This is a genomic window from Streptomyces sp. NPDC034670 (assembly GCF_055574875.1).
On the sequence record NZ_JBVITR010000046.1, the window covers coordinates 32291 to 50633 of the forward strand.

Annotated in this window: 16 protein-coding genes; 1 reads left to right on the forward strand and 15 read right to left on the reverse strand. The window is 74.2% G+C overall.

Features of this window, described 5'->3' with window-relative positions; genetic code table 11:
• Positions 1–63 precede the first annotated feature (63 nt).
• From ACZ56B_RS25580 to fmt, 7 genes are all read right to left on the reverse strand, one after another.
• The gene (locus ACZ56B_RS25580) at positions 64–516 is read right to left on the reverse strand and encodes an Lrp/AsnC family transcriptional regulator (RefSeq protein WP_468795130.1); all 453 of its coding nucleotides are present in this window, start codon (positions 514–516) and stop codon (positions 64–66) included.
• 10 nt (positions 517–526) lie between these two features.
• The gene (locus tag ACZ56B_RS25585) at positions 527–2005 is read right to left on the reverse strand and encodes an amino acid permease (protein WP_468795133.1); all 1479 of its coding nucleotides are present in this window, start codon (positions 2003–2005) and stop codon (positions 527–529) included.
• A 537-nt stretch (positions 2006–2542) separates the two neighbouring features.
• Positions 2543–3985 carry a GuaB1 family IMP dehydrogenase-related protein gene (locus tag ACZ56B_RS25590; protein WP_468795189.1) on the reverse strand — a complete coding sequence of 481 codons (1443 nt, stop codon included), beginning with the start codon at positions 3983–3985 and terminating at the stop codon, positions 2543–2545.
• Between the two features lie 211 nt (positions 3986–4196).
• The gene (locus ACZ56B_RS25595) at positions 4197–5240 is read right to left on the reverse strand and encodes a sugar-binding transcriptional regulator (protein ID WP_468795136.1); all 1044 of its coding nucleotides are present in this window, start codon (positions 5238–5240) and stop codon (positions 4197–4199) included.
• 78 nt (positions 5241–5318) lie between these two features.
• Entirely contained in the window at positions 5319–6005 is a 687-nt protein-coding gene (gene rpe / locus ACZ56B_RS25600; protein WP_468795139.1) for a ribulose-phosphate 3-epimerase, read from the reverse strand.
• A gap of 263 nt (positions 6006–6268) precedes the next feature.
• Entirely contained in the window at positions 6269–7687 is a 1419-nt protein-coding gene (locus ACZ56B_RS25605) for an RsmB/NOP family class I SAM-dependent RNA methyltransferase (RefSeq protein WP_468795142.1), read from the reverse strand.
• Between the two features lie 66 nt (positions 7688–7753).
• Positions 7754–8686, reverse strand: a complete 933-nt coding sequence (gene fmt / locus ACZ56B_RS25610) for a methionyl-tRNA formyltransferase (RefSeq protein WP_468795145.1) — start codon at positions 8684–8686, stop codon at positions 7754–7756.
• Positions 8687–8969: 283 nt separating this feature from the next.
• On the opposite strand from fmt, the gene ACZ56B_RS25615 reads away from it, so the two are divergent.
• Positions 8970–9518, forward strand: a complete 549-nt coding sequence (locus ACZ56B_RS25615; RefSeq protein WP_468795148.1) for a hypothetical protein — start codon at positions 8970–8972, stop codon at positions 9516–9518.
• A gap of 124 nt (positions 9519–9642) precedes the next feature.
• Here ACZ56B_RS25615 and ACZ56B_RS25620 read toward each other — a convergent pair whose 3' ends face one another.
• The 8 genes from ACZ56B_RS25620 to ACZ56B_RS25655 form a co-directional block, all read right to left on the reverse strand.
• Positions 9643–11790, reverse strand: coding sequence for a primosomal protein N' (locus tag ACZ56B_RS25620; protein ID WP_468795151.1), 2148 nt, complete (start codon positions 11788–11790; stop codon positions 9643–9645).
• A gap of 113 nt (positions 11791–11903) precedes the next feature.
• On the reverse strand, positions 11904–13112 hold the full coding sequence (gene metK / locus ACZ56B_RS25625; RefSeq protein ID WP_468795154.1) for a methionine adenosyltransferase: 1209 nt from the start codon (positions 13110–13112) through the stop codon (positions 11904–11906).
• A gap of 239 nt (positions 13113–13351) precedes the next feature.
• Positions 13352–14554, reverse strand: coding sequence for a bifunctional phosphopantothenoylcysteine decarboxylase/phosphopantothenate--cysteine ligase CoaBC (gene coaBC, locus ACZ56B_RS25630; protein WP_468795157.1), 1203 nt, complete (start codon positions 14552–14554; stop codon positions 13352–13354).
• A gap of 132 nt (positions 14555–14686) precedes the next feature.
• On the reverse strand, positions 14687–14959 hold the full coding sequence (gene rpoZ, locus ACZ56B_RS25635) for a DNA-directed RNA polymerase subunit omega (RefSeq protein ID WP_004933985.1): 273 nt from the start codon (positions 14957–14959) through the stop codon (positions 14687–14689).
• 101 nt (positions 14960–15060) lie between these two features.
• The gene (gmk, locus tag ACZ56B_RS25640; RefSeq protein ID WP_468795160.1) at positions 15061–15618 is read right to left on the reverse strand and encodes a guanylate kinase; all 558 of its coding nucleotides are present in this window, start codon (positions 15616–15618) and stop codon (positions 15061–15063) included.
• 60 nt (positions 15619–15678) lie between these two features.
• Positions 15679–16002: an integration host factor gene (locus ACZ56B_RS25645; protein ID WP_003977346.1), complete on the reverse strand. Its 324-nt coding sequence runs from the start codon at positions 16000–16002 to the stop codon at positions 15679–15681.
• Between the two features lie 287 nt (positions 16003–16289).
• Positions 16290–17135, reverse strand: coding sequence for an orotidine-5'-phosphate decarboxylase (gene pyrF, locus ACZ56B_RS25650; RefSeq protein WP_468795163.1), 846 nt, complete (start codon positions 17133–17135; stop codon positions 16290–16292).
• Positions 17132–18298, reverse strand: coding sequence for a quinone-dependent dihydroorotate dehydrogenase (locus ACZ56B_RS25655; protein WP_468795192.1), 1167 nt, complete (start codon positions 18296–18298; stop codon positions 17132–17134). Before ACZ56B_RS25655 ends, pyrF begins: the two co-directional genes overlap by 4 nt.
• Positions 18299–18343 lie beyond the last annotated feature (45 nt).

Below are 18343 nucleotides of genomic sequence, written 5' to 3' on the forward strand. Positions count from 1 at the left end.
GGTCCCGGTGAAGCCCCGTCGGGGGCCCCCGGGGTCCGTCCGGCGGATCGAGCCGGACGGACCCTAGGCGGGCGACCCCGACGAGAAGCGCCGCAGCAGGGGTGACAGCACCAGCACGGACTTGGTCCGCTCGACGAACGGCTCCCCGGCGATGCGCTCCAGGACCCGTTCGAAGTGGCGCATGTCGGAGGCGAAGACCTGGGCGATCGCGTCCGCCTCGCCGGTGACGGTGGAGGCGGCCACGACCTCCTGGTAGCGCTCCAGGCCCCGCTGGATGGTCTCCGGGGAGGTGTTGCCGCGGCAGTAGATCTCGACGAACCCCTCGGTCTCCCAGCCGAGGGCGGCCGGGTCCACCCGGACGGTGAAGCCGGTGATGGCGCCGGTGGCGCGCAGCCGGTCCACCCGCCGTTTCACGGCGGGCGCGGACAGACCGACGAGGTGGCCGATGTCCGCGTAGGAGCGGCGGGCGTCCTCGGCGAGGGCGTGCACGATGCGTTCGTCGAGATCGTTCAGCACTGCGGGTGGTTCACTTCGTCTCTGGTGCGTCCGGTGCGGCGAGCCGGGAGCGGCGGTAGCCGTACAGGAAGTAGAACACGAGCCCGGCGGCCATCCAGACACCGAAGACCACCCAGGTGACGGTGGACAGGCTGCCCATCATCCACACGCAGAAGCCGAAGCCCAGCGCGGGCAGGAGCGGCGACAACGGCACCCGGAAGGTGCGGGGCATCTCGGGGCGGCTCCGGCGCAGCACCACGACGGCCACGTTGACCAGCGCGAAGGCGAACAGGGTGCCGATGCTGGTGGCGTCGGCGAGCTGGCCGAGCGGGACGGCGGCGGCGAGCACGCCGCAGAACAGGGAGACGATCAGGGTGTTGGCGCGGGGCGTGCCGGTCCTCGGGTGGATCCTGGCGAACACCTTGGGCACGAGCCCGTCCCGGGACATGGCGAACAGGATGCGGGTCTGGCCGTAGAGCACGGTCAGCACGACGCTGGCGATGGCGACGACCGCGCAGAACGCGAGCAGGGTGCCCCAGAAGGCCTGACCGGTGACCTCGCGCATGATCTGGGCGAGCGCGGCCTCGGAGTCGGTGAAGTCCTCCCAGGGCCTGGCGCCGACGGCGACGGCGGCCACGAGGACGTACAGCGCGGTGATGACGACGAGCGACAGCAGGATCGCGCGGGGCAGGTCGCGCTGGGCGTTCCTCGCCTCCTCACCGGCGGTGGAGGCGGCGTCGAAGCCGATGTAGGAGAAGAACAGGGTGGCCCCGGCGGCGCTGACGCCGGCCATGCCGAGCGGCATGAAGTTCTCGTAGTTGCCGGAGCGCAGGCCCTGGACGCCGACGGCGCAGAACAGCACCAGCGCGCCGACCTTCACCACGACCATGACCGTGTTGGCGCGGGCGGACTCGCGGGCGCCGCCCATCAGGAACGCCATGGCGAGCAGGACCACGATCAGCGCGGGCAGGTTGAACACCCCGCCGTCGCCGGGCGGGGCGGACAGCGCGGCCGGGATGGTGACGCCGATGGTGCCGTCGAGCAGTTCGTTGAGGTACTCTCCCCAGCCGACGGCGACGGCGGCGACCGACACGCCGTACTCCAGCATCAGGCACCAGCCGCAGACCCAGGCGACCAGCTCGCCCATCGTTGCGTACGCGTACGAGTACGAGGAGCCGGAGACCGGGATGGCGCCCGCCAGCTCGGCGTAGGAGAGGGCCGAGAAGAGGGCGGTCAGGCCGGCGATGACGAAGGAGAGGGTGACGGCCGGACCGGCCTTGGGGACGGCCTCGCCGAGGACGACGAAGATACCGGTGCCGAGGGTGGCACCGATGCTGATCATGGTCAGCTGCCACAGTCCGAGGGAGCGGCGCAGCGCGCCTCCCTCGCCCTGCCCGCCCTCCGCGACCAGGCGTTCCACGGGCTTGCGGCGCATCAGGCGCGCGCCGACGCCCGGGGCGGGCGGCGCGGTGGGCCTGCTGTTGTGCGGGGGTGCGCCTTGGTCGAGCACGCGCTGACTCCTTCGTCGCTGCCGGTGTTCCGCGGCGGGGGCCGGCAGCGTCCCGCGACAGCCGGGACCCGTCGGGCGGTCCCCGCCGCACCACGTACAGCGCGTAACCCTACGAGGTCGGGCGTTGCTGCTGAAATGCAGCAACCTTGCGCACCACCGCAAGATCGTTGCGTTCCTCGCGCCGGGACGGGTGTTCGTTGCGCCGCGGCTTTCGTCCGTTGCGTCCGGCCGGCCGGACGGCGGGCCGGGCCTCCCGGCACCAAGTGCCCTGCCCGCCGGGGCGGTCCGGTGACCGGACCGCCCGGGGCGGACCCCGTCGACGGCCCGGCGCGTCCGGCGGCCGAGGCGGGCCGGGGAGGGGGAGGGAGCCGGACGCGGCGGGCCGGGCGGACGGGACGCCCGCGCGCGGGGTGGCGGAGGTCACTGCGCGGCCGTGCCGCCGCGTTCCTCCGCGGGGAGGACGGCCGCGCCCGGACGCACCGCGGCCCCCGCCCTCCCGTCGCGGGGAGAGGGGGGCCGCGAAGGAGCCGGTCGCCGTCAGTTCCAGCTGGCGTGCAGCGGCTTGCCCTCGGCGTAGCCGGCGGCGCTCTGGACGCCGACGACGGCCTTCTCGGCGAACTCCTCCAGCGAGCCGGCGCCCGCGTAGGTGCAGGAGGAGCGGACGCCCGCGATGATCGAGTCGATCAGGTCCTCGACGCCCGGCCGGGCCGGGTCGAGGAACATGCGGGAGGTGGAGATGCCCTCCTCGAACAGCGCCTTGCGGGCCCGGTCGTAGGCCGACTCCTCGGCGGTGCGGTTGCGCACCGCCCGCGCGGAGGCCATGCCGAACGACTCCTTGTAGGGGCGGCCGTCCGCGTCGTGCTGGAGGTCGCCCGGGGACTCGTACGTCCCGGCGAACCAGGAACCGATCATCACGTTGGACGCGCCGGCCGCGAGCGCCATGGCGACGTCGCGCGGGTGGCGGACACCGCCGTCGGCCCACACGTGCTTGCCGTACTTCCTCGCCTCCGCCGCGCACTCCAGGACGGCGGAGAACTGCGGACGGCCGACGCCGGTCATCATGCGGGTGGTGCACATGGCGCCGGGGCCGACGCCGACCTTGACGATGTCCGCGCCCGCTTCGATCAGGTCGCGCACGCCCGCGGCGGCGACGACGTTGCCCGCGGCGACCGGAACCCGGGGGTCGAGGTCGCGGACCAGCTTCAGCGCGTTGACCATCGACTCCTGGTGGCCGTGCGCGGTGTCGATGACGAGGGTGTCGACGCCCGCCTCCAGCAGCTGCTGGGCCTTGCCCGCCACGTCGCCGTTGATGCCGACGGCGGCGGCGATCCGCAGCCGCCCCCGGTCGTCCGTGGCCGGCGTGTACAGGGTGGCGCGCAGGGCCCCCTTGCGGGTGAGGATGCCCGCGAGACGGCCGTCGGCGTCGACGGCGGGAGCGTAGCGCCGGTTGGCCGCGTCGAGGGTGTGGAAGGCCTCGCGCGGGTCCAGGCCGGCGTCGATGAGCAGCAGGTCGCGGGACATGACCTCGGTGAGCTGCGTGAAGCGGTCCACGCCGGACAGGTCGGCGTCGGTGACCACGCCGACCGGCTTGTGCCCGTCGTCCACGACGACACCCGCGTTGTGCGCGCGCTTGGGCAGCAGGGCGAGCGCGTCGGCGACGGTCTGGTGCGGGGCCAGCACGATGGGGGTGTCGAGCACCAGGTGGCGGCTCTTGACCCAGGAGACGACCTCGGTGACGACCTCGATCGGGATGTCCTGCGGAATGACCACGAGGCCGCCGCGGCGGGCCACGGTCTCGGCCATGCGGCGGCCGGCCACGGCGGTCATGTTGGCGACGACCAGCGGGATGGTGGTGCCCGTGCCGTCCGGGGAACTGAGGTCCACGCCCAGCCGCGAGCCGACCGCGGACCGGTTCGGCACCATGAAGACGTCGTCGTACGTCAGGTCGTACGCGGGCCGGATGTCGTTGAGGAAACGCACGTGCTGCACATCCCAGTCGATCAGAGGTGGCCCCCGGACAGGTCAGCCAGGGGGAAGAGCACGTACTTCATTGTCCCATGGCGGCCGGTCCGCGATTCCCCGGCGCATCGTCCGAGCGGGCCGGGAGGACTCGGGAGGAACCTCCGAAGGCGACCGGGACACGGGGCGCCGGCGGAGGGGCGCGGCGGCCGCCGCGCCCTCCCGGCCGCCGTCAGTTCCCGTCGGGGTCGGCCCGGTTGAGCGCCGGCCTCGGCGTCGGCCCCGCCGTCATCAGGTAGTCCGCGGCCGAGGTGTCCGTCACCAGGCTGGTGACGAGTCCGGAGCGCAGCACCGCGTCGATCGCGGGCCCCTTGCGCTGTCCGCCCGCGATCGCGACGACCTCGGGGACGCGCCGGAGCTGGTCGGTCTTGACCGTGATGCACCGCTCCCCCAGGTCCCGGCCGACCCGGCGCCCCTCGGCGTCGAAGAGGTGCGCGGACATCTCGGCGGCGACCCCGAGGGAGGCGTAGTGCGCCCGCTCCTCGTCGCTGAGCATGTCGTGCACCGTCGAGATGCCCGGCTCCCAGGAACCGATGGAGACACAGGCCACCGTGACCTTGTCGAAGTACTCGAAGGCCCGCGCGATCCCGGTCTGGTGGCGCAGCGCCTGAGCGGTGGCCGCGTCCGGCAGCAGCATCGGCGCGTAGATGGGGTGGGCGTCGCCGCCCGACACCTGCGCGGCGCGGCGCACGGCCTCCACCGAGCCGCGCTCGGCGGTCCCGGCGTCGTACACGCCCGTCAGCTGCACGACCGTGCAGGGCGGCAGCCGGTCCAGGGCCGCCGCCATGTGGATGGTGGAACGGCCCCAGGCCAGGCCCAGCACGTCCCCTTCGTCGACCAGCTCGCCGAGCAGGTCGGCGGCCACCTCTCCCAGGTTCTCGGGGTCGGGCGTCTCCTCGGCCTCGACCGGGGACTCGACCACGACGGCGTGCCTCAGGCCGTAGCGGGCGCGGAGCGCGTCGGAGCGCTCGGCGTCCAGCTCGGCCGGCACGCGGATCTCGATCCGTACGAGATCCCGTTCGAGGGCGGTCTCCAGCACCCGGGCCACCTTGAAGCGGCTGACGCCGAACTCCTCGGCGATCTGGATCTTGGACTTGCCCTCGAGGTAGAAGCGGCGGGCCATGGCCGCCGCCTGCACCAGCTCAGCGGGTCCCATCCGCATGGCTGACCGGCCCGCCGACATACCCGACACGGGGATCTCCTCACTGCCGTTCACACTCTGGATTCGCCGTTCATCCTTGCAGATCCGGCGCGGTTGATCAGCCCTGCCGGAAGCCGTTCACGTTCCTGACGCTCAGTGGTCGCACGCCCACGACGCCCGGGCCGTGGCCGCCTCGGCCCGCCTGCGCAGCGCACGCACCGCCTCGGCCGGGTCCTCGGCCCCGTACACGGCGGAACCCGCGACGAAGACGTCGGCGCCGGCGTCGGCGCACCGCTCGATGGTGGACGCCGAGACCCCGCCGTCGACCTGGAGCCAGAGCTGCAGACCGTGCTTGCTGATCAGCTCACGGGTGCGGCGGATCTTCGGAAGCATGATGTCGAGGAAGGCCTGGCCCCCGAAGCCCGGCTCGACCGTCATGACGAGCAGCATGTCGAGTTCGGGGAGCAGGTCCTCGTACGGCTCGACGGGGGTCGCCGGCCTGAGTGCCATGGAGGCCCGCGCGCCCTTGGCCCGGATCTCCCGGGCGAGCCGCACCGGCGCGGTGGCCGCCTCGGCGTGGAAGGTGACGGAACCGGCCCCCGCCTCCACGTACTGGGGCGCCCACCGGTCGGGGGCCTCGATCATCAGGTGGCAGTCCAGCGGGGTGTCCGTCGCGCGGGCGAGCGACTCCACGACCGGCACGCCGAGCGTGAGGTTCGGGACGAAATGGTTGTCCATGACGTCGACGTGGAGCCAGTCGGCTCCCTCGACCGACTTCGCCTCGTCCGCGAGGCGGGCGAAGTCGGCGGACAGGATGCTGGGGTTGATCTGCACGGCCATGCACCAAGCCTGCCATGCCCGGGTACGGATGGTGGCTCCGGTCCGGACCCGGGCCCTTCACCGGGTGCTGCGACCCCGTCGTCCGCGGCCCCGGAGGGCACCGCGACCCGGGGGCCGGGGCCCCGCGCGTCCGGTGTGCGACCGGCGCACGAGTGGCCGGTGCTGCCGCTGTGGCCGGCGGTGCCGGCGCCGGCGCCGCCCCCGCCCGGGAGCCCGGCGGCCGCGCCGGCCGTCCCGCCGGGAGGGTCCCCCGGGGCCTGTCGTCAGCCGGTCCGGCGGATGAGCGCCAGGTACATCGCGTCGGTGCCGTGCAGGTGCGGCCACAGCTGTACGTCGGGCCCCTCGCCCAGGTCCGGCACGCCCGGCAGCAGCGGCCGGGCGTCGATCAGGTCCGCGTCCGGGAACTGCCGGAGGAGGTCGGCGACCACGGCCCGGGTCTCCGCGAGGTGGGGCGAGCAGGTGGCGTAGCCGACGACGCCGCCGGCCCGCACGGACTCCAGGGCGGTGCGCAGCAGCCCGCGCTGGAGCGGGGCGAAGCCCTCCAGGTCCTCCGGGCGGCGCCGCCAGCGCGCCTCGGGGCGGCGGCGCAGGGCGCCGAGGCCGGTGCACGGCACGTCGACCAGCACCCGGTCGAAGCTGCCGGGCCGCCAGGCCGGCCGCGTGCCGTCGGCGGCGACGACCTGGTACGGCCCGGGGTTGCCGGCCAGTGCCCTGGCCACCAGCCCGGCCCGGTGGGTCTGCTTCTCGGAGGCGAGCAGCACGGCGCCCCGCTCGGCGGCGAGCGCCCCGAGCAGCGCGGCCTTGCCGCCGGGCCCGGCGCACCCGTCCAGCCAGAACCGGTCCCGCCCCTCGACCGGCGCGGCGGCGAGCGCGAGGGCGACGAGCTGGCTCCCCTCGTCCTGGACGCCGGCCCGGCCCTCCGCCACGGCCGGGACCGCGCCCGGCTCGCCGCCCTCGGTCAGCCGCACCGCGTGGGGCGACCAGCGTCCCGGCACGGCGGCGTCCTCGCCGAGCAGTTCGTCGGTGGTGGCCCGGCCGGGCCGGGCGACGAGCGTGACCTCGGGGCGCTCGTTGTCGGCCCGCAGCAGGTCCTCGATGCCGGCCCGGCCGCCGCCGAGCGAGTCCCACAGCGCGGAGACGACCCAGCGGGGGTGGGAGTGCACGACGGCGAGATGGTCCTCGGGGTCCTCGTCGTAGGGCGGCGCGACGCGCTCCAGCCACCCGTCGAGGTCGTCCTGCGCGACCTTGCGCAGCACGGCGTTGACGAACTTGGCCCGTCCGTCGCCCAGCACCACCCGGGCCAATTCGACGGTGGCGGAGACGGCGGCGTGCGTCGGGATCCGCGTCCCGAGCAGCTGGTGCGCGCCGAGGCCCAGCACGTCCAGCACCGGCGGGTCCACCTCGCGCAGCGGCCGGTCCGCACAGGCCGCGACGATCGCGTCGTACGTCCCCTGCCGGCGCAGCGTCCCGTACACCAGCTCGGTCGCCAGCGCCGCGTCCCGGGCGTCGAAGCCGCCCCTCTCGCGCGCCGCGCGCAGCAGCGGCGGCAGGACGAGGTTGGCGTACGCGTCCCGCTCGTCCACGGCCCGCAGGGCCTCGAAGGCGAGGATGCGGACGGGGTCCTTCTGGGGCCGGCGGTAGGGCTTGGCGGGCCTGCGGGGCCGACGGGGCTGGTCGCTCACGAAAAAGGTGCTCCGGATGTGGGGTGAAGTACGCGCTCCAGCCTACGTCCCGGGAGTCCGCGGGCGTCAGGCGCCGACGGTCTCCCCGGCGGTGATCCGCGCCCCGCGCGCCCAGTCCGCCGCCCGCATCGGCTTCTTGCCCTGGGCCTGCACCCACAGCAGCTCCACGGCGTACGAACCGGTGCCGACGTGCACGTCGTTCTTGCCGACGGCCAGCTGCCCGGGCGCGAGGTCGGTGCGCCCGGGCACGGGGGCGGCCTGAATGATCTTGAGCCGCTCGCCCCGGAAGGTGGTCCAGGCGCCGGGCGCGGGGGTGCAGCCGCGCACCACCCGGTCGACGCGCAGCGCCGGGGCGGTGAAGTCGATGCGGGCGTCCTCGACGGAGACCTTGGGCGCGAGGCTGACGCCCTCGGCGGGCTGGGGCACGGCCTCCAGGGTGCCGTCCTCGATGCCGTCCATGGTCGCGACGAGCAGTCCGGCGCCCGCGAGGGCCAGCCGGGTGAGCAGGTCGCCGCTGGTGTCGGTGGGCCGGATCTCCTCGGTGACCGTGCCGTAGACGGGCCCGGAGTCGAGGCCCTCCTCGATGAGGAAGGTGGAGGCGCCGGTGATCTCGTCGCCCGCCATGAGGGCGTGCTGCACCGGGGCGGCCCCGCGCCAGGCGGGCAGCAGTGAGAAGTGCAGGTTGACCCAGCCCCGGGCCGGGACCTCCAGGGCCGCCCGGGGCAGCAGGGCCCCGTAGGCGACGACGGGGCAGCAGTCGGGCCCGATCTCCTCCAGGCGCTCCAGGAACTCCGGCTCCCCGGGCCTGGCCGGCTTGAGCACCTCGATCCCGGCCTCCTCGGCCCGTTCGGCGACGGGGGAGGCGACCAGCCGGCGTCCCCGCCCGGCCGGCGCGTCGGGCCGCGTGACGACGGCGGCCACCTCGTGCCGCCCGGAGGCGAGGAGTGCGTCCAGGGCGGGAACGGCGACCTCGGGGGTACCGGCGAAGACGAGCTTCATGGGGTGCTTCGGGCCTCTCGGGCGGGGGCGGACACGGGCGGCGCACCAGTCTATGGGGCGCCGGCGCAGGCGTCCGTGCGGGAGAGCCGCCGGCGGCGGGCGCCCCCCGCGGGAGACGTCCGGAGCCCGTCCCCGGAAACGGGTGGTGCGCGGGGGCGTACGCATATGCCGCCACGCCCCGTCCCGTGACCCGCGGAGCGGATCCGCGTTGGTCAAGAAAGAGTTGACCACGGGCCCCCGACACGGGCCCATTCCTTTCAACGCCGGTTCGAGAGGCTTGTTCATGGCCGACCACGCAACCCACGACGCCCAGGCTCGGGCCAGCCTGCACCTGCTGGTGCGGGACATCGAGCGGGTCCGCCGGCAGGTGGACGCACTGCGCACGCTCACCGCCCAGCTGGGCAACGTCTACCGTCCGCGCCGCTCCGGCCCCTCCACGGGCTTCGTCGTCTACGGACGCGCCCCCGCCCCGACGGTCCGTCTCGCCCAGGAGCTGCGGGACAGTGTCGAGACCCTGGTCACGGCGGCCGTGGACTTCGACCGTTCCCTGGGCTTCTCGTGGGACGCGGTGGGCTCCGCGCTGGGCGTCACCAAGCAGGCGGTGCACCGCCGGTACGGCTCCCGCCGCACCCCCGCGCAGGTGCCGAAGGCCACCGGGACCGAGCACGCGGCGGAGCCGTCGGGCACCCGTACGGTCAATGTGGGCACCGGTCTCTCCACGGTGCCGGCGGTCCCCGAGACCCGCTCCATGCCGACGCAGCCCACCGCGGGCAGCCCGTCGCTGCGCGACGAGCCGCGGCCGACGGCCTTCCCCGGGCCCCGCAGCGGCTGAGCCGCCCGCTCCCCCGGCCCCCGGCCCGGCCCCGCCCTTCCGGACGCATCGGTTCCGGGAGGGCGGTGCCCGACGGGCCGCCCGCGGCCGGGCCGCGTACGGCGCCCGGGCCGCGCGGCGCCCCTCACCCGATGTCGGGCGGATCGATCCGCACCCGCACCGCCTCGCCTCCGCCCCGGGCGGTCCGTGCCGCCTGCGCGGCCTTCAGCGCGCCCGCCAGGGCGGCGCCCCTGCCCGGCGGCACCCGGATCAGACTCCGCTCCCAGTGCTCCCCGGGGGGCGGCCCCCCCGGCCGCCGCTGCTGTCCCGCGGCGGTGACCGGCAGCGGCACCGGGCCCAGCACCTCCGCCTCCCCGGGCAGTTCGACCGCGCGGAGGAACTCGGCCACCGCCGGGCCCGGCCCCGACACCGCCGCCATCCGCGACACCGGCGGGAATCCCAGCTCGGCGCGCTCGGCCAGCTCCCGCACCGCGTGCCCGACCGGGTCCCACCGCACCAGCGCCTGCACCGGCCGCAGCGTCGGCTCGGCGACCACCACCACCGTGCCGCCCGCCGGCTGCGGACGGACCAGCGCCGCCGCGCCGATCCAGCGGCGCAGTGCGTCCTCCCCGGCCCGCAGGTCGGGGCGGCCCAGCATGGCCCATCCGTCCAGCAGCAGGGCCGCCGCGTACCCGCCCTCGGCGACCGGCTCCGCGCCGGGCGTGCTCACCACCAGCGCGGGCGCCGCCGGCACCGTGTCCAGCACGTGCTCGCGCCCCGAGGTGCGCACCGGGACGGCCGGGAAGGCGCGGCCCAGTTCCTCGGCGGTCCGCCGCGCCCCCACCACCTGGGCCCGCAGGCGGAACCCGCCGCACTCGGGGCAGTGCCAGCCGCCCTCCTCGCGCCCGCACCAGCCGCACCGCAGATCGTCGGAGCCGTGCGCCTGAAGCGGTCCGGAGCAGTGGCGGCACCGCGCCGGTGTCCGGCAGCGGGCGCACGCCATCCGCGGCACGTACCCCCGCCGGGGCACCTGCACGAGCACCGGGCCGTGCCGCAGCCCTTCCTTGACGGCCTGCCAGGCGAGCGTCGGCAGCCGTGCCGCGCGGGCGGCCTCGTCGCGCGCGAGGTCCTGGTCCCCCACCGTGCGCACCAGCGGTGCGGCCTGCCGTACCCGTTCCCTCCCGGCGACCAGCGGCCGGGCCCAGCCGGTCTCCACCAGCTGGGCGGCCTCCACGGTGCAGCTCCAGCTCCCCAGGAGGAACCCGCACCGGTCCTGCGCCGCCCTCAGCAGCAGCACCTCGCGGGCGTGCGGCTGCGGGGCGTGCTGTTCGCTGTGGCTGCCGTCGCCGTCGTCCCAGAGGGCGACCAGTCCGAGGTCCCGCACCGGCGCGAACATGGCCGCGCGCGTCCCGACGACGGCCCGTACGGCTCCCCGCCGCACGGCGAGCCACTGCGCGTACCGCTTCTCCGGCCCCGCGTCGGCGGTGAGCACCGCGTGCCGCCCCGGGCCCAGCAGCGCGGTGAGCGCGGCGTCGACGCGGGCGACGGCCCGTCCGTCGGGCAGGACGACCAGCGCGCCGCGTCCGGAGGCCAGCGTCGCCGCGACGGCCCGCGCCGTCTCCTCGCTCCACTGCGGCCCGGGCAGCGCGTTCCACACCGCCCGCGGGGAGTTCCCGCGGGCCAGGGAGCGCAGGAACGCGGGCCCCTGCTCGTAGCGGTCCCAGGAGCCCGGATCGGGCGGCGGGGGCGGCGGCAGCGGGGCGGGCGAGGGCCGCCGCTCGGCGCGGGCGTTGCGCGGCGGGACGGCGAGCTGGAGCACGTCGGCGAGGCTGCCGGCGTACCGGTCGGCGACCGCCCGGGCGAGTCCCAGCAGGTCCTCGCTCAGTACCCGTTCGGGCGAGACGACCTGGGCCAGCGCCGCCAGGGGACCGGAGTAGTCGGACTCGGCGAGCCGCTCGACGAGGAACCCGTCGACCAGCCCCCCGCCCTCGCGCCGGCCCTCGCGCACCCGGTGCCGTCCGGCGCCGAACCGCACCCGCACCCGCACTCCGGGCTGTGCGTCGGCGTCCAGTTCCTCGGGGACGGCGTAGTCGAAGTAGCGGTCGAGGTGGAGCACGCCCCGGTCGACGAGGACCCGGGCGACGGGCAGGTCCTTGGCGAGCGCGGCTCCCCGCCAGGTACGCGGCTTGGCCCGGGGCACCTCGGCCTTGCGCACGCTCGCCCGGATGAGCGCGAGCTGCTCGGGCGGCGCGCCCCCGGCGCCCTTGTCCGCCTGTCCGTTCTCGCTGCTCACGCCTGCATTCTTACCAAACGCCACCGACAGCGGCCCCGGCCTGGGACGCGCCGGGGCCCGGCGCGTCCCGTGAGGGAACGCCGGGCCCCGCGCACTGCGGTGCGCTCTGCGCCCTACAGGCCCGCCGCCCTGCGCAGCGCGTCCACGCGGTCGGTGCGCTCCCAGGTGAAGTCGGGCAGCTCCCGGCCGAAGTGGCCGTAGGCGGCGGTGCTCGCGTAGATCGGCCGCAGCAGGTCCAGATCGCGGATGACGGCGGCCGGCCGCAGGTCGAAGACCTCGTCGATGGCCTGCTCGATCCGCTCGGTGTCGACCTTGGCGGTGCCGAAGGTCTCCACGAACAGGCCGACCGGCTCGGCCTTGCCGATGGCGTAGGCGACCTGCACCTCGCAGCGGGCGGCCAGGCCGGCCGCGACCACGTTCTTGGCGACCCAGCGCATCGCGTACGCCGCCGAGCGGTCCACCTTGGACGGGTCCTTGCCGGAGAAGGCGCCGCCGCCGTGGCGGGCCATGCCGCCGTAGGTGTCGATGATGATCTTCCGGCCGGTCAGGCCGGCGTCGCCCATCGGGCCGCCGATCTCGAAGCGGCCGGTGGGGTTGACCAGCAGCCGGTAGTTCTCGGTGTCCAGCTTGATGCCCTCGTCCAGCAGCGCCCTGAGCTCCGGCTCCACGACGAACTCGCGGATGTCGGGGGCCAGCAGCGACTCCAGGTCGATGTCGGAGGCGTGCTGCGAGGAGACCACCACGGTGTCCAGCCGGACCGCCTTGTCGCCGTCGTACTCGATGGTGACCTGGGTCTTGCCGTCGGGGCGCAGGTAGGGGATCGTGCCGTTCTTGCGCACGTCCGACAGGCGCTTGGACAGGCGGTGCGCGAGGAAGATCGGCAGCGGCATCAGCGTCGGCGTCTCGTCCGTGGCGTAGCCGAACATCAGGCCCTGGTCGCCGGCGCCCTGCCGGTCCAGCTCGTCGTCGTCACCCTCCACCCGGGCCTCGTAGGCGGCGTCCACGCCCTGGGCGATGTCCGGGGACTGCGCGCCGATCGACACCGACACACCGCAGGAGGCGCCGTCGAAGCCCTTCTTGGAGGAGTCGTAGCCGATCTCCAGGATCTTGCCTCGGACCAGCGTCGCGATGTCCGCGTACGCCTTGGTCGTGACCTCACCGGCCACGTGCACCAGACCGGTGGTGATCAGGGTCTCGACGGCGACCCGGGAGGCCGGGTCCTCGCGCAGCAGCGCGTCGAGAATGGTGTCGCTGATCTGGTCAGCGATCTTGTCGGGGTGACCCTCGGTCACGGACTCCGAGGTGAACAGACGACGGGACACAACGCTCCCTGGGGTTGCAGCGGCTGCTGGCTGATCGTTGACGGACGGCGGGGGCTGCACCCGACGCCGTCCGTGGAACAGTTTATCGGTCGCACTTCACCGCCGGTCCTCCTGTCTCGCCTCTCGGAAGCCCTGTGACCTGCGGCACGGGCATTCTGCCCGGATCCTCTCGCCCATGGCCAGAGGCGCCACACTTCGAGAGTGCGGGATTTCCGGAAGCCGGCGGCGGAGGGCGCCCCTCACCCGAGGCGCTCGGCCACCAGGTCCCACACGGTTTCGGCCAGGGCCTCCTTCGGGCCGCGCGCGACGCGGGTCTCACTGCCGTCGGCGCCCAGCACCACGGCCTCGTTCTCCTCGGAGCCGAAGGTCTTGCGCTCCCCCACCTCGTTCACCACCAGCAGGTCGCAGCCCTTGCGCTTCAGTTTGGCGCGGCCGTTGGCGAGCACGTCGTCGGTCTCGGCGGCGAAGCCGACGATCACCTGTCCGGGCCGCGCCCGGTCGCCGGAGACCTCGGCGAGAACGTCCGGATTCCGTACCAGGGCGATGGGCTCGGGCTCCTGGCCGTCCTTCTTCTTGATCTTCCCGGTGGCGTAGGCGGCCGGCCGGAAATCGGCGACGGCCGCGGCCATCACCACCGCGTCCGCGTCCGCGGCGGCGCCGAGCACCGCCTCGCGCAGTTCCACGGCGGTCCCGACGGGGACGACGTCCACCCCGGCCGGGTCGGGCAGCGCGGTGTTCGCCGCGATCAGCGTGACGCGGGCGCCCCGGGCGGCGGCGGTGCGGGCGAGGGCGTAGCCCTGCTTGCCGGAGGAGCGGTTGCCGAGGAAGCGGACGGGGTCGAGCGGCTCCCGGGTGCCTCCCGCGCTGACCACCACGTGCCGCCCGGTGAGGTCGGGCGCCGTGGCGCCGCGGGCCAGCACCCGGCGGCAGACCTCGAAGATCTCGGCCGGCTCGGGCAGCCGGCCCTTTCCGGTGTCGACGCCGGTGAGACGGCCGACGGCCGGTTCGACGACCACGGCGCCCCGTGCGCGCAGCGTGGCCACGTTGTCCTGGGTGGCCGGGTGCTCCCACATCTCGGTGTGCATGGCGGGGGCGAAGACCACCGGGCAGCGGGCGGTGAGCAGGGTGTTGGTCAGGAGGTCGTCGGCCAGGCCGTGGGCCGCCCTGGCGAGCACGTCCGCCGTGGCCGGGGCGACGACCACCAGGTCGGCGTGCTGCCCGATGCGGACGTGCGGCACCTTGTGGACGTCGTCCCAGACCTCGGTGGAGACCGGGTTGCCGGAGAGGGCGGACCAGGTGGCGGCGCCGACGAAGTGCAGCGCGGAGGCGGTGGGGACGACCCGGACGTCGTGCCCCGACTCCGTCAGCCGCCTGAGCAGCTCACAGGCCTTGTACGCGGCGATGCCGCCGCTGACCCCCAGAACGACCTTCGGCTTGTCCACCGTCTCTCCCCGGACCTCGGAATGTGTGCGACCACCACCATGAGACACCACAGGCCCGGCAGACGTGCTGCCGGGCCTGTGGAGAAGTCGGCCGCGATCGGACGGTACGACGCGCCGACCGGTGACCGACGCTTACTGACCGGGGCCTTCGACGGCCTCGGAGGTCAGCAGTCCCGCGTTGATCTCGCGCAGGGCGATCGAGAGCGGCTTCTCGTGGACGTGGGTGTCGACGAGGGGACCGACGTACTCGAGGAGGCCCTCGCCGAGCTGCGAGTAGTACGCGTTGATCTGGCGGGCCCGCTTGGCCGCGTAGATCACGAGGCTGTACTTCGAGTCCGTGGCCTCGAGGAGCTCGTCGATCGGCGGGTTGATGATGCCCTCGGGCGCGGAGATGGAAGAGGACACGCTCTACCTTCCGATGGATGGGAAAGATGCAGTCCGTGCGACCACCGACCGGTCCCGCTGATCGGTCCCGGTGGACGGTCCCGCCGGACGGTCGGCAACGGTCACACGACGTTCATCAAGGCTATCAGCTCGCGGGCCACGCCCTCGACGGAGGTGTTGACCAGGGTCGTGTCGAACTCCGGCTCGGCCGCGAGCTCGGTCTTCGCGGCCTGCAGCCGGCGCTCGATCACCTCGGGCGGCTCGGTGCCGCGACCCGTGAGCCTGCGCACGAGCTCCTCCCAGGAGGGGGGAGCCAGGAACACCAGCTGGGCGTCGGCCATGGACTCGCGGACCTGCCGCGCTCCCTGGAGGTCGATCTCCAGCAGCACGGGCACGCCCGCCTCCAGGTGCTCCAGCACCGCCGCCCGGGGCGTGCCGTAGCGGTTGCCGGCGAACTCGGCCCACTCCAGCAGCTCGCCGTTGGCGATCAGCTTGTCCATCTCCTCGTCGGTGACGAAGAAGTAGTGGACTCCGTGCTGCTCGCCCGGACGGGGCCTCCGCGTCGTTGCCGACACGGAGAGCCAGACCTCGGGGTGTTCCTTGCGCATATGGGCGACGACCGTGCTCTTGCCGACCCCGGAGGGGCCGGAGAGCACGGTCAGCCGCGGACGTTCAGTCATGCAGCGATTATTCCAGCAATCCCGGGGCGCCCGGGACGCCGGTCCCGGACCGCCCGGGGTTCAGGAACCGGTGCTGCCGAACTCGCGCTCCAGCGAGGCGATCTGGTTGGACCCGAGCCCGCGCACGCGGCGGCTCTCGGAGATGCCCAGTCGCTCCATGATCTGCTTGGCGCGGACCTTGCCCACGCCCGGCAGGGACTCGAGCAGGGCGGAGACCTTCATCTTGCCGATGACGTCGTTCTCCTGGCCCTGCTTGATGACCTCGTGAAGGGAGGCGCCGGAGTGCTTGAGTCGATTCTTGACCTCGGCCCGCTCCCGGCGAGCCGCGGCGGCCTTTTCGAGCGCGGCTGCGCGCTGTTCAGGGGTAAGGGGCGGAAGAGCCACGCCTACGTCACCTCGGATGTCGAACTGTCGGATACGGACCGGTGAGGAACCTAGTCGCCCCACACCTGGGGAGCCACGAGCAACACGCCTGCCCGTTCTCCCCCACTGCCGCGAGGGCGTGGGAGGTGCTCCACTCGTCGGAGACTAGCGGCCAACTCCGTCTGAGTCAGCGAGAACAGCGGAAAAGTCCTGGTCAGCCTCCGTCAGGCTGGACATTTAAGACATATTGCCCCTGATTTGAGGATGTATCCAGGGTCGGGGAGGCACGGATTCCTCCGCCGACCGGCTCAGACGGCCGTCACGGCGGCCCGGATCTCCTCCGCGAAGCGGTCCGCCGCGTCACGCAGCGCGACGACGTCGGGACCGTGACGCAGCACACCCCGGCTCACGTTCGGCACGACGTGGCGCACCGCGCGCCCGAAGACGGCCGGGAGATCGGCCGCCGTGGCCCCCTGGGCGCCGATGCCGGGCGCGAGGATCGGGCCGCCCATGTCCAGGTCGTACGAGGACAGGTCGCCGAGCGTCGCCCCGACCACCGCGCCGAAGGACCCGAGCGGCTCCTCACCGGCGTTCTCCAGGGCCAGGTGCCCGAGCATCGTCGCCCCGACGGTGCGCCCGTCGGCGCGCACCGCGTGCTGCACCTCGCCGCCCTCCGGGTTGGAGGTCAGCGCCAGCACGAACAGTCCCGTGCCGCTCTCCCGGGCCAGCGCGACGGCCGGGCTCAGCGAGCCGTAGCCGAGGTACGGCGAGACGGTGAGCGCGTCGGAGAACAGGGGCGCGTCCGGGCGCAGGAAGGACTCGGCGTAGGCGGCCATGGTGGAGCCGATGTCGCCGCGCTTGGCGTCCATGACGACCAGCGACCCGGCCGCGCGCGCCTCCCGGACCGTCCGCTCCAGGACGGCGACGCCGCGCGAGCCGAAACGCTCGAAGAAGGCGCTCTGCGGCTTGAGCACGGCGACCCGGCCGGCGAGGGCCTCGACGACCGTGCGGCTGAACCGCTCCAGGCCCGTGACGTCGTCGTCCAGGCCCCACTCGGTGAGCAGGGAGGCGTGCGGGTCGATGCCCACGCACAGCGGGCCGCGCTCGTCCATGGCCCGGCGCAGCCGCGCGCCGAAGGGTGCGAGTCCGCTCATGCCGTCGTCTCCGTCCTCGTGGTCCCCGCGGTCCCTGTGGTCCCTGTGGTCTCCGTGGTCCCCGTGGTCCTCGTACCGGCGCCCACCGCGTCGGCGAGCGTGGCGTACGGGCTGGTGCGCAGGCGCGCGGCGAGCCCCTTGTGGATGCCGCGGGCCCAGAAGGGCCCCTCGTAGACGAAGGCGCTGTAACCCTGGACCAGCGTGGCGCCGGCCAGGATGCGCTGCCAGGCGTCCTCGGCGTTCTCGACGCCGCCGACGCCGACCAGGGTGATCCGGTCGCCCACGCGCGCGTAGAGGCGGCGCAGGACCTCGAGGGAGCGCGCCTTCAGCGGGGCGCCGGACAGCCCGCCGGCCTCCCCGGTCGCGGCGGGCCCGGACGTCAGGCCGAGTCCCTCGCGCGCGACGGTGGTGTTGGTGGCGATGATCCCGTCCAGGCCGAGTTCGACGGCCAGGTCGGCGACGGCGTCGACGTCCTCGTCGGCGAGGTCCGGCGCGATCTTCACCAGCAGCGGCACCCGGCGGGCCGGGACGGCCCGGTCGGCGGCCTCGCGGACGGCGGTCAGCAGCGGGCGCAGGTGGTCGACGGCCTGGAGGTCGCGCAGGCCGGGCGTGTTCGGGGAGGAGACGTTGACCACCAGGTAGTCGGCGTGGGGCGCCAGCCGCTCGGCCGACTTCACGTAGTCCCCGACGGCCTCGGACTCCGGTACGGCCTTGGTCTTGCCGATGTTGACGCCGACGGCCGTCCGGAAGACGGGCGTGCGGGAGGCCAGGCGCGCGGCGACGGCCAGCGAGCCGTCGTTGTTGAAGCCCATGCGGTTGATCAGGGCGCGGTCGCCGACCAGCCGGAACAGCCGCTTCTTCGGGTTGCCGGGCTGCGGTTCCCCGGTCACGGTGCCGATCTCGACGTGGTCGAAGCCGAGCATCGCCAGGCCGTCGATGCCGACGGCGTTCTTGTCGAAGCCGGCCGCGAGCCCGAAGGGGCTGTGCAGGCGCAGTCCCAGGGCCTCGGTGCGCAGTTCCCGGTGGCGGGGCGCGAGCACGGCGGCGGCGAAGGTGCGCAGCACGGGGATCCGAGCGACCAGGCGGATCCAGCGGAAGGCCAGGTGGTGGGCCCGCTCCGGATCCAGCCGGGTGAACACCAGGTGGAAGAAGTACTTGTACATGCCTGTCCTCGTGAAGAGCCTCATCAAGAGCCTCATGAAGAGGGG

Coding starts and splice junctions, on each gene's coding strand:
- rpe (WP_468795139.1), bottom strand. CDS start 6,005: ATGGCCGTGCAGATCAACCCCAGCATCCTGTCCGCCGACTTCGCCCGC.
- fmt (WP_468795145.1), bottom strand. CDS start 8,686: ATGAAGCTCGTCTTCGCCGGTACCCCCGAGGTCGCCGTTCCCGCCCTG.
- ACZ56B_RS25615 (WP_468795148.1), top strand. CDS start 8,970: ATGGCCGACCACGCAACCCACGACGCCCAGGCTCGGGCCAGCCTGCAC.
- gmk (WP_468795160.1), bottom strand. CDS start 15,618: ATGACTGAACGTCCGCGGCTGACCGTGCTCTCCGGCCCCTCCGGGGTC.
- pyrF (WP_468795163.1), bottom strand. CDS start 17,135: ATGAGCGGACTCGCACCCTTCGGCGCGCGGCTGCGCCGGGCCATGGAC.
- ACZ56B_RS25655 (WP_468795192.1), bottom strand. CDS start 18,298: ATGTACAAGTACTTCTTCCACCTGGTGTTCACCCGGCTGGATCCGGAG.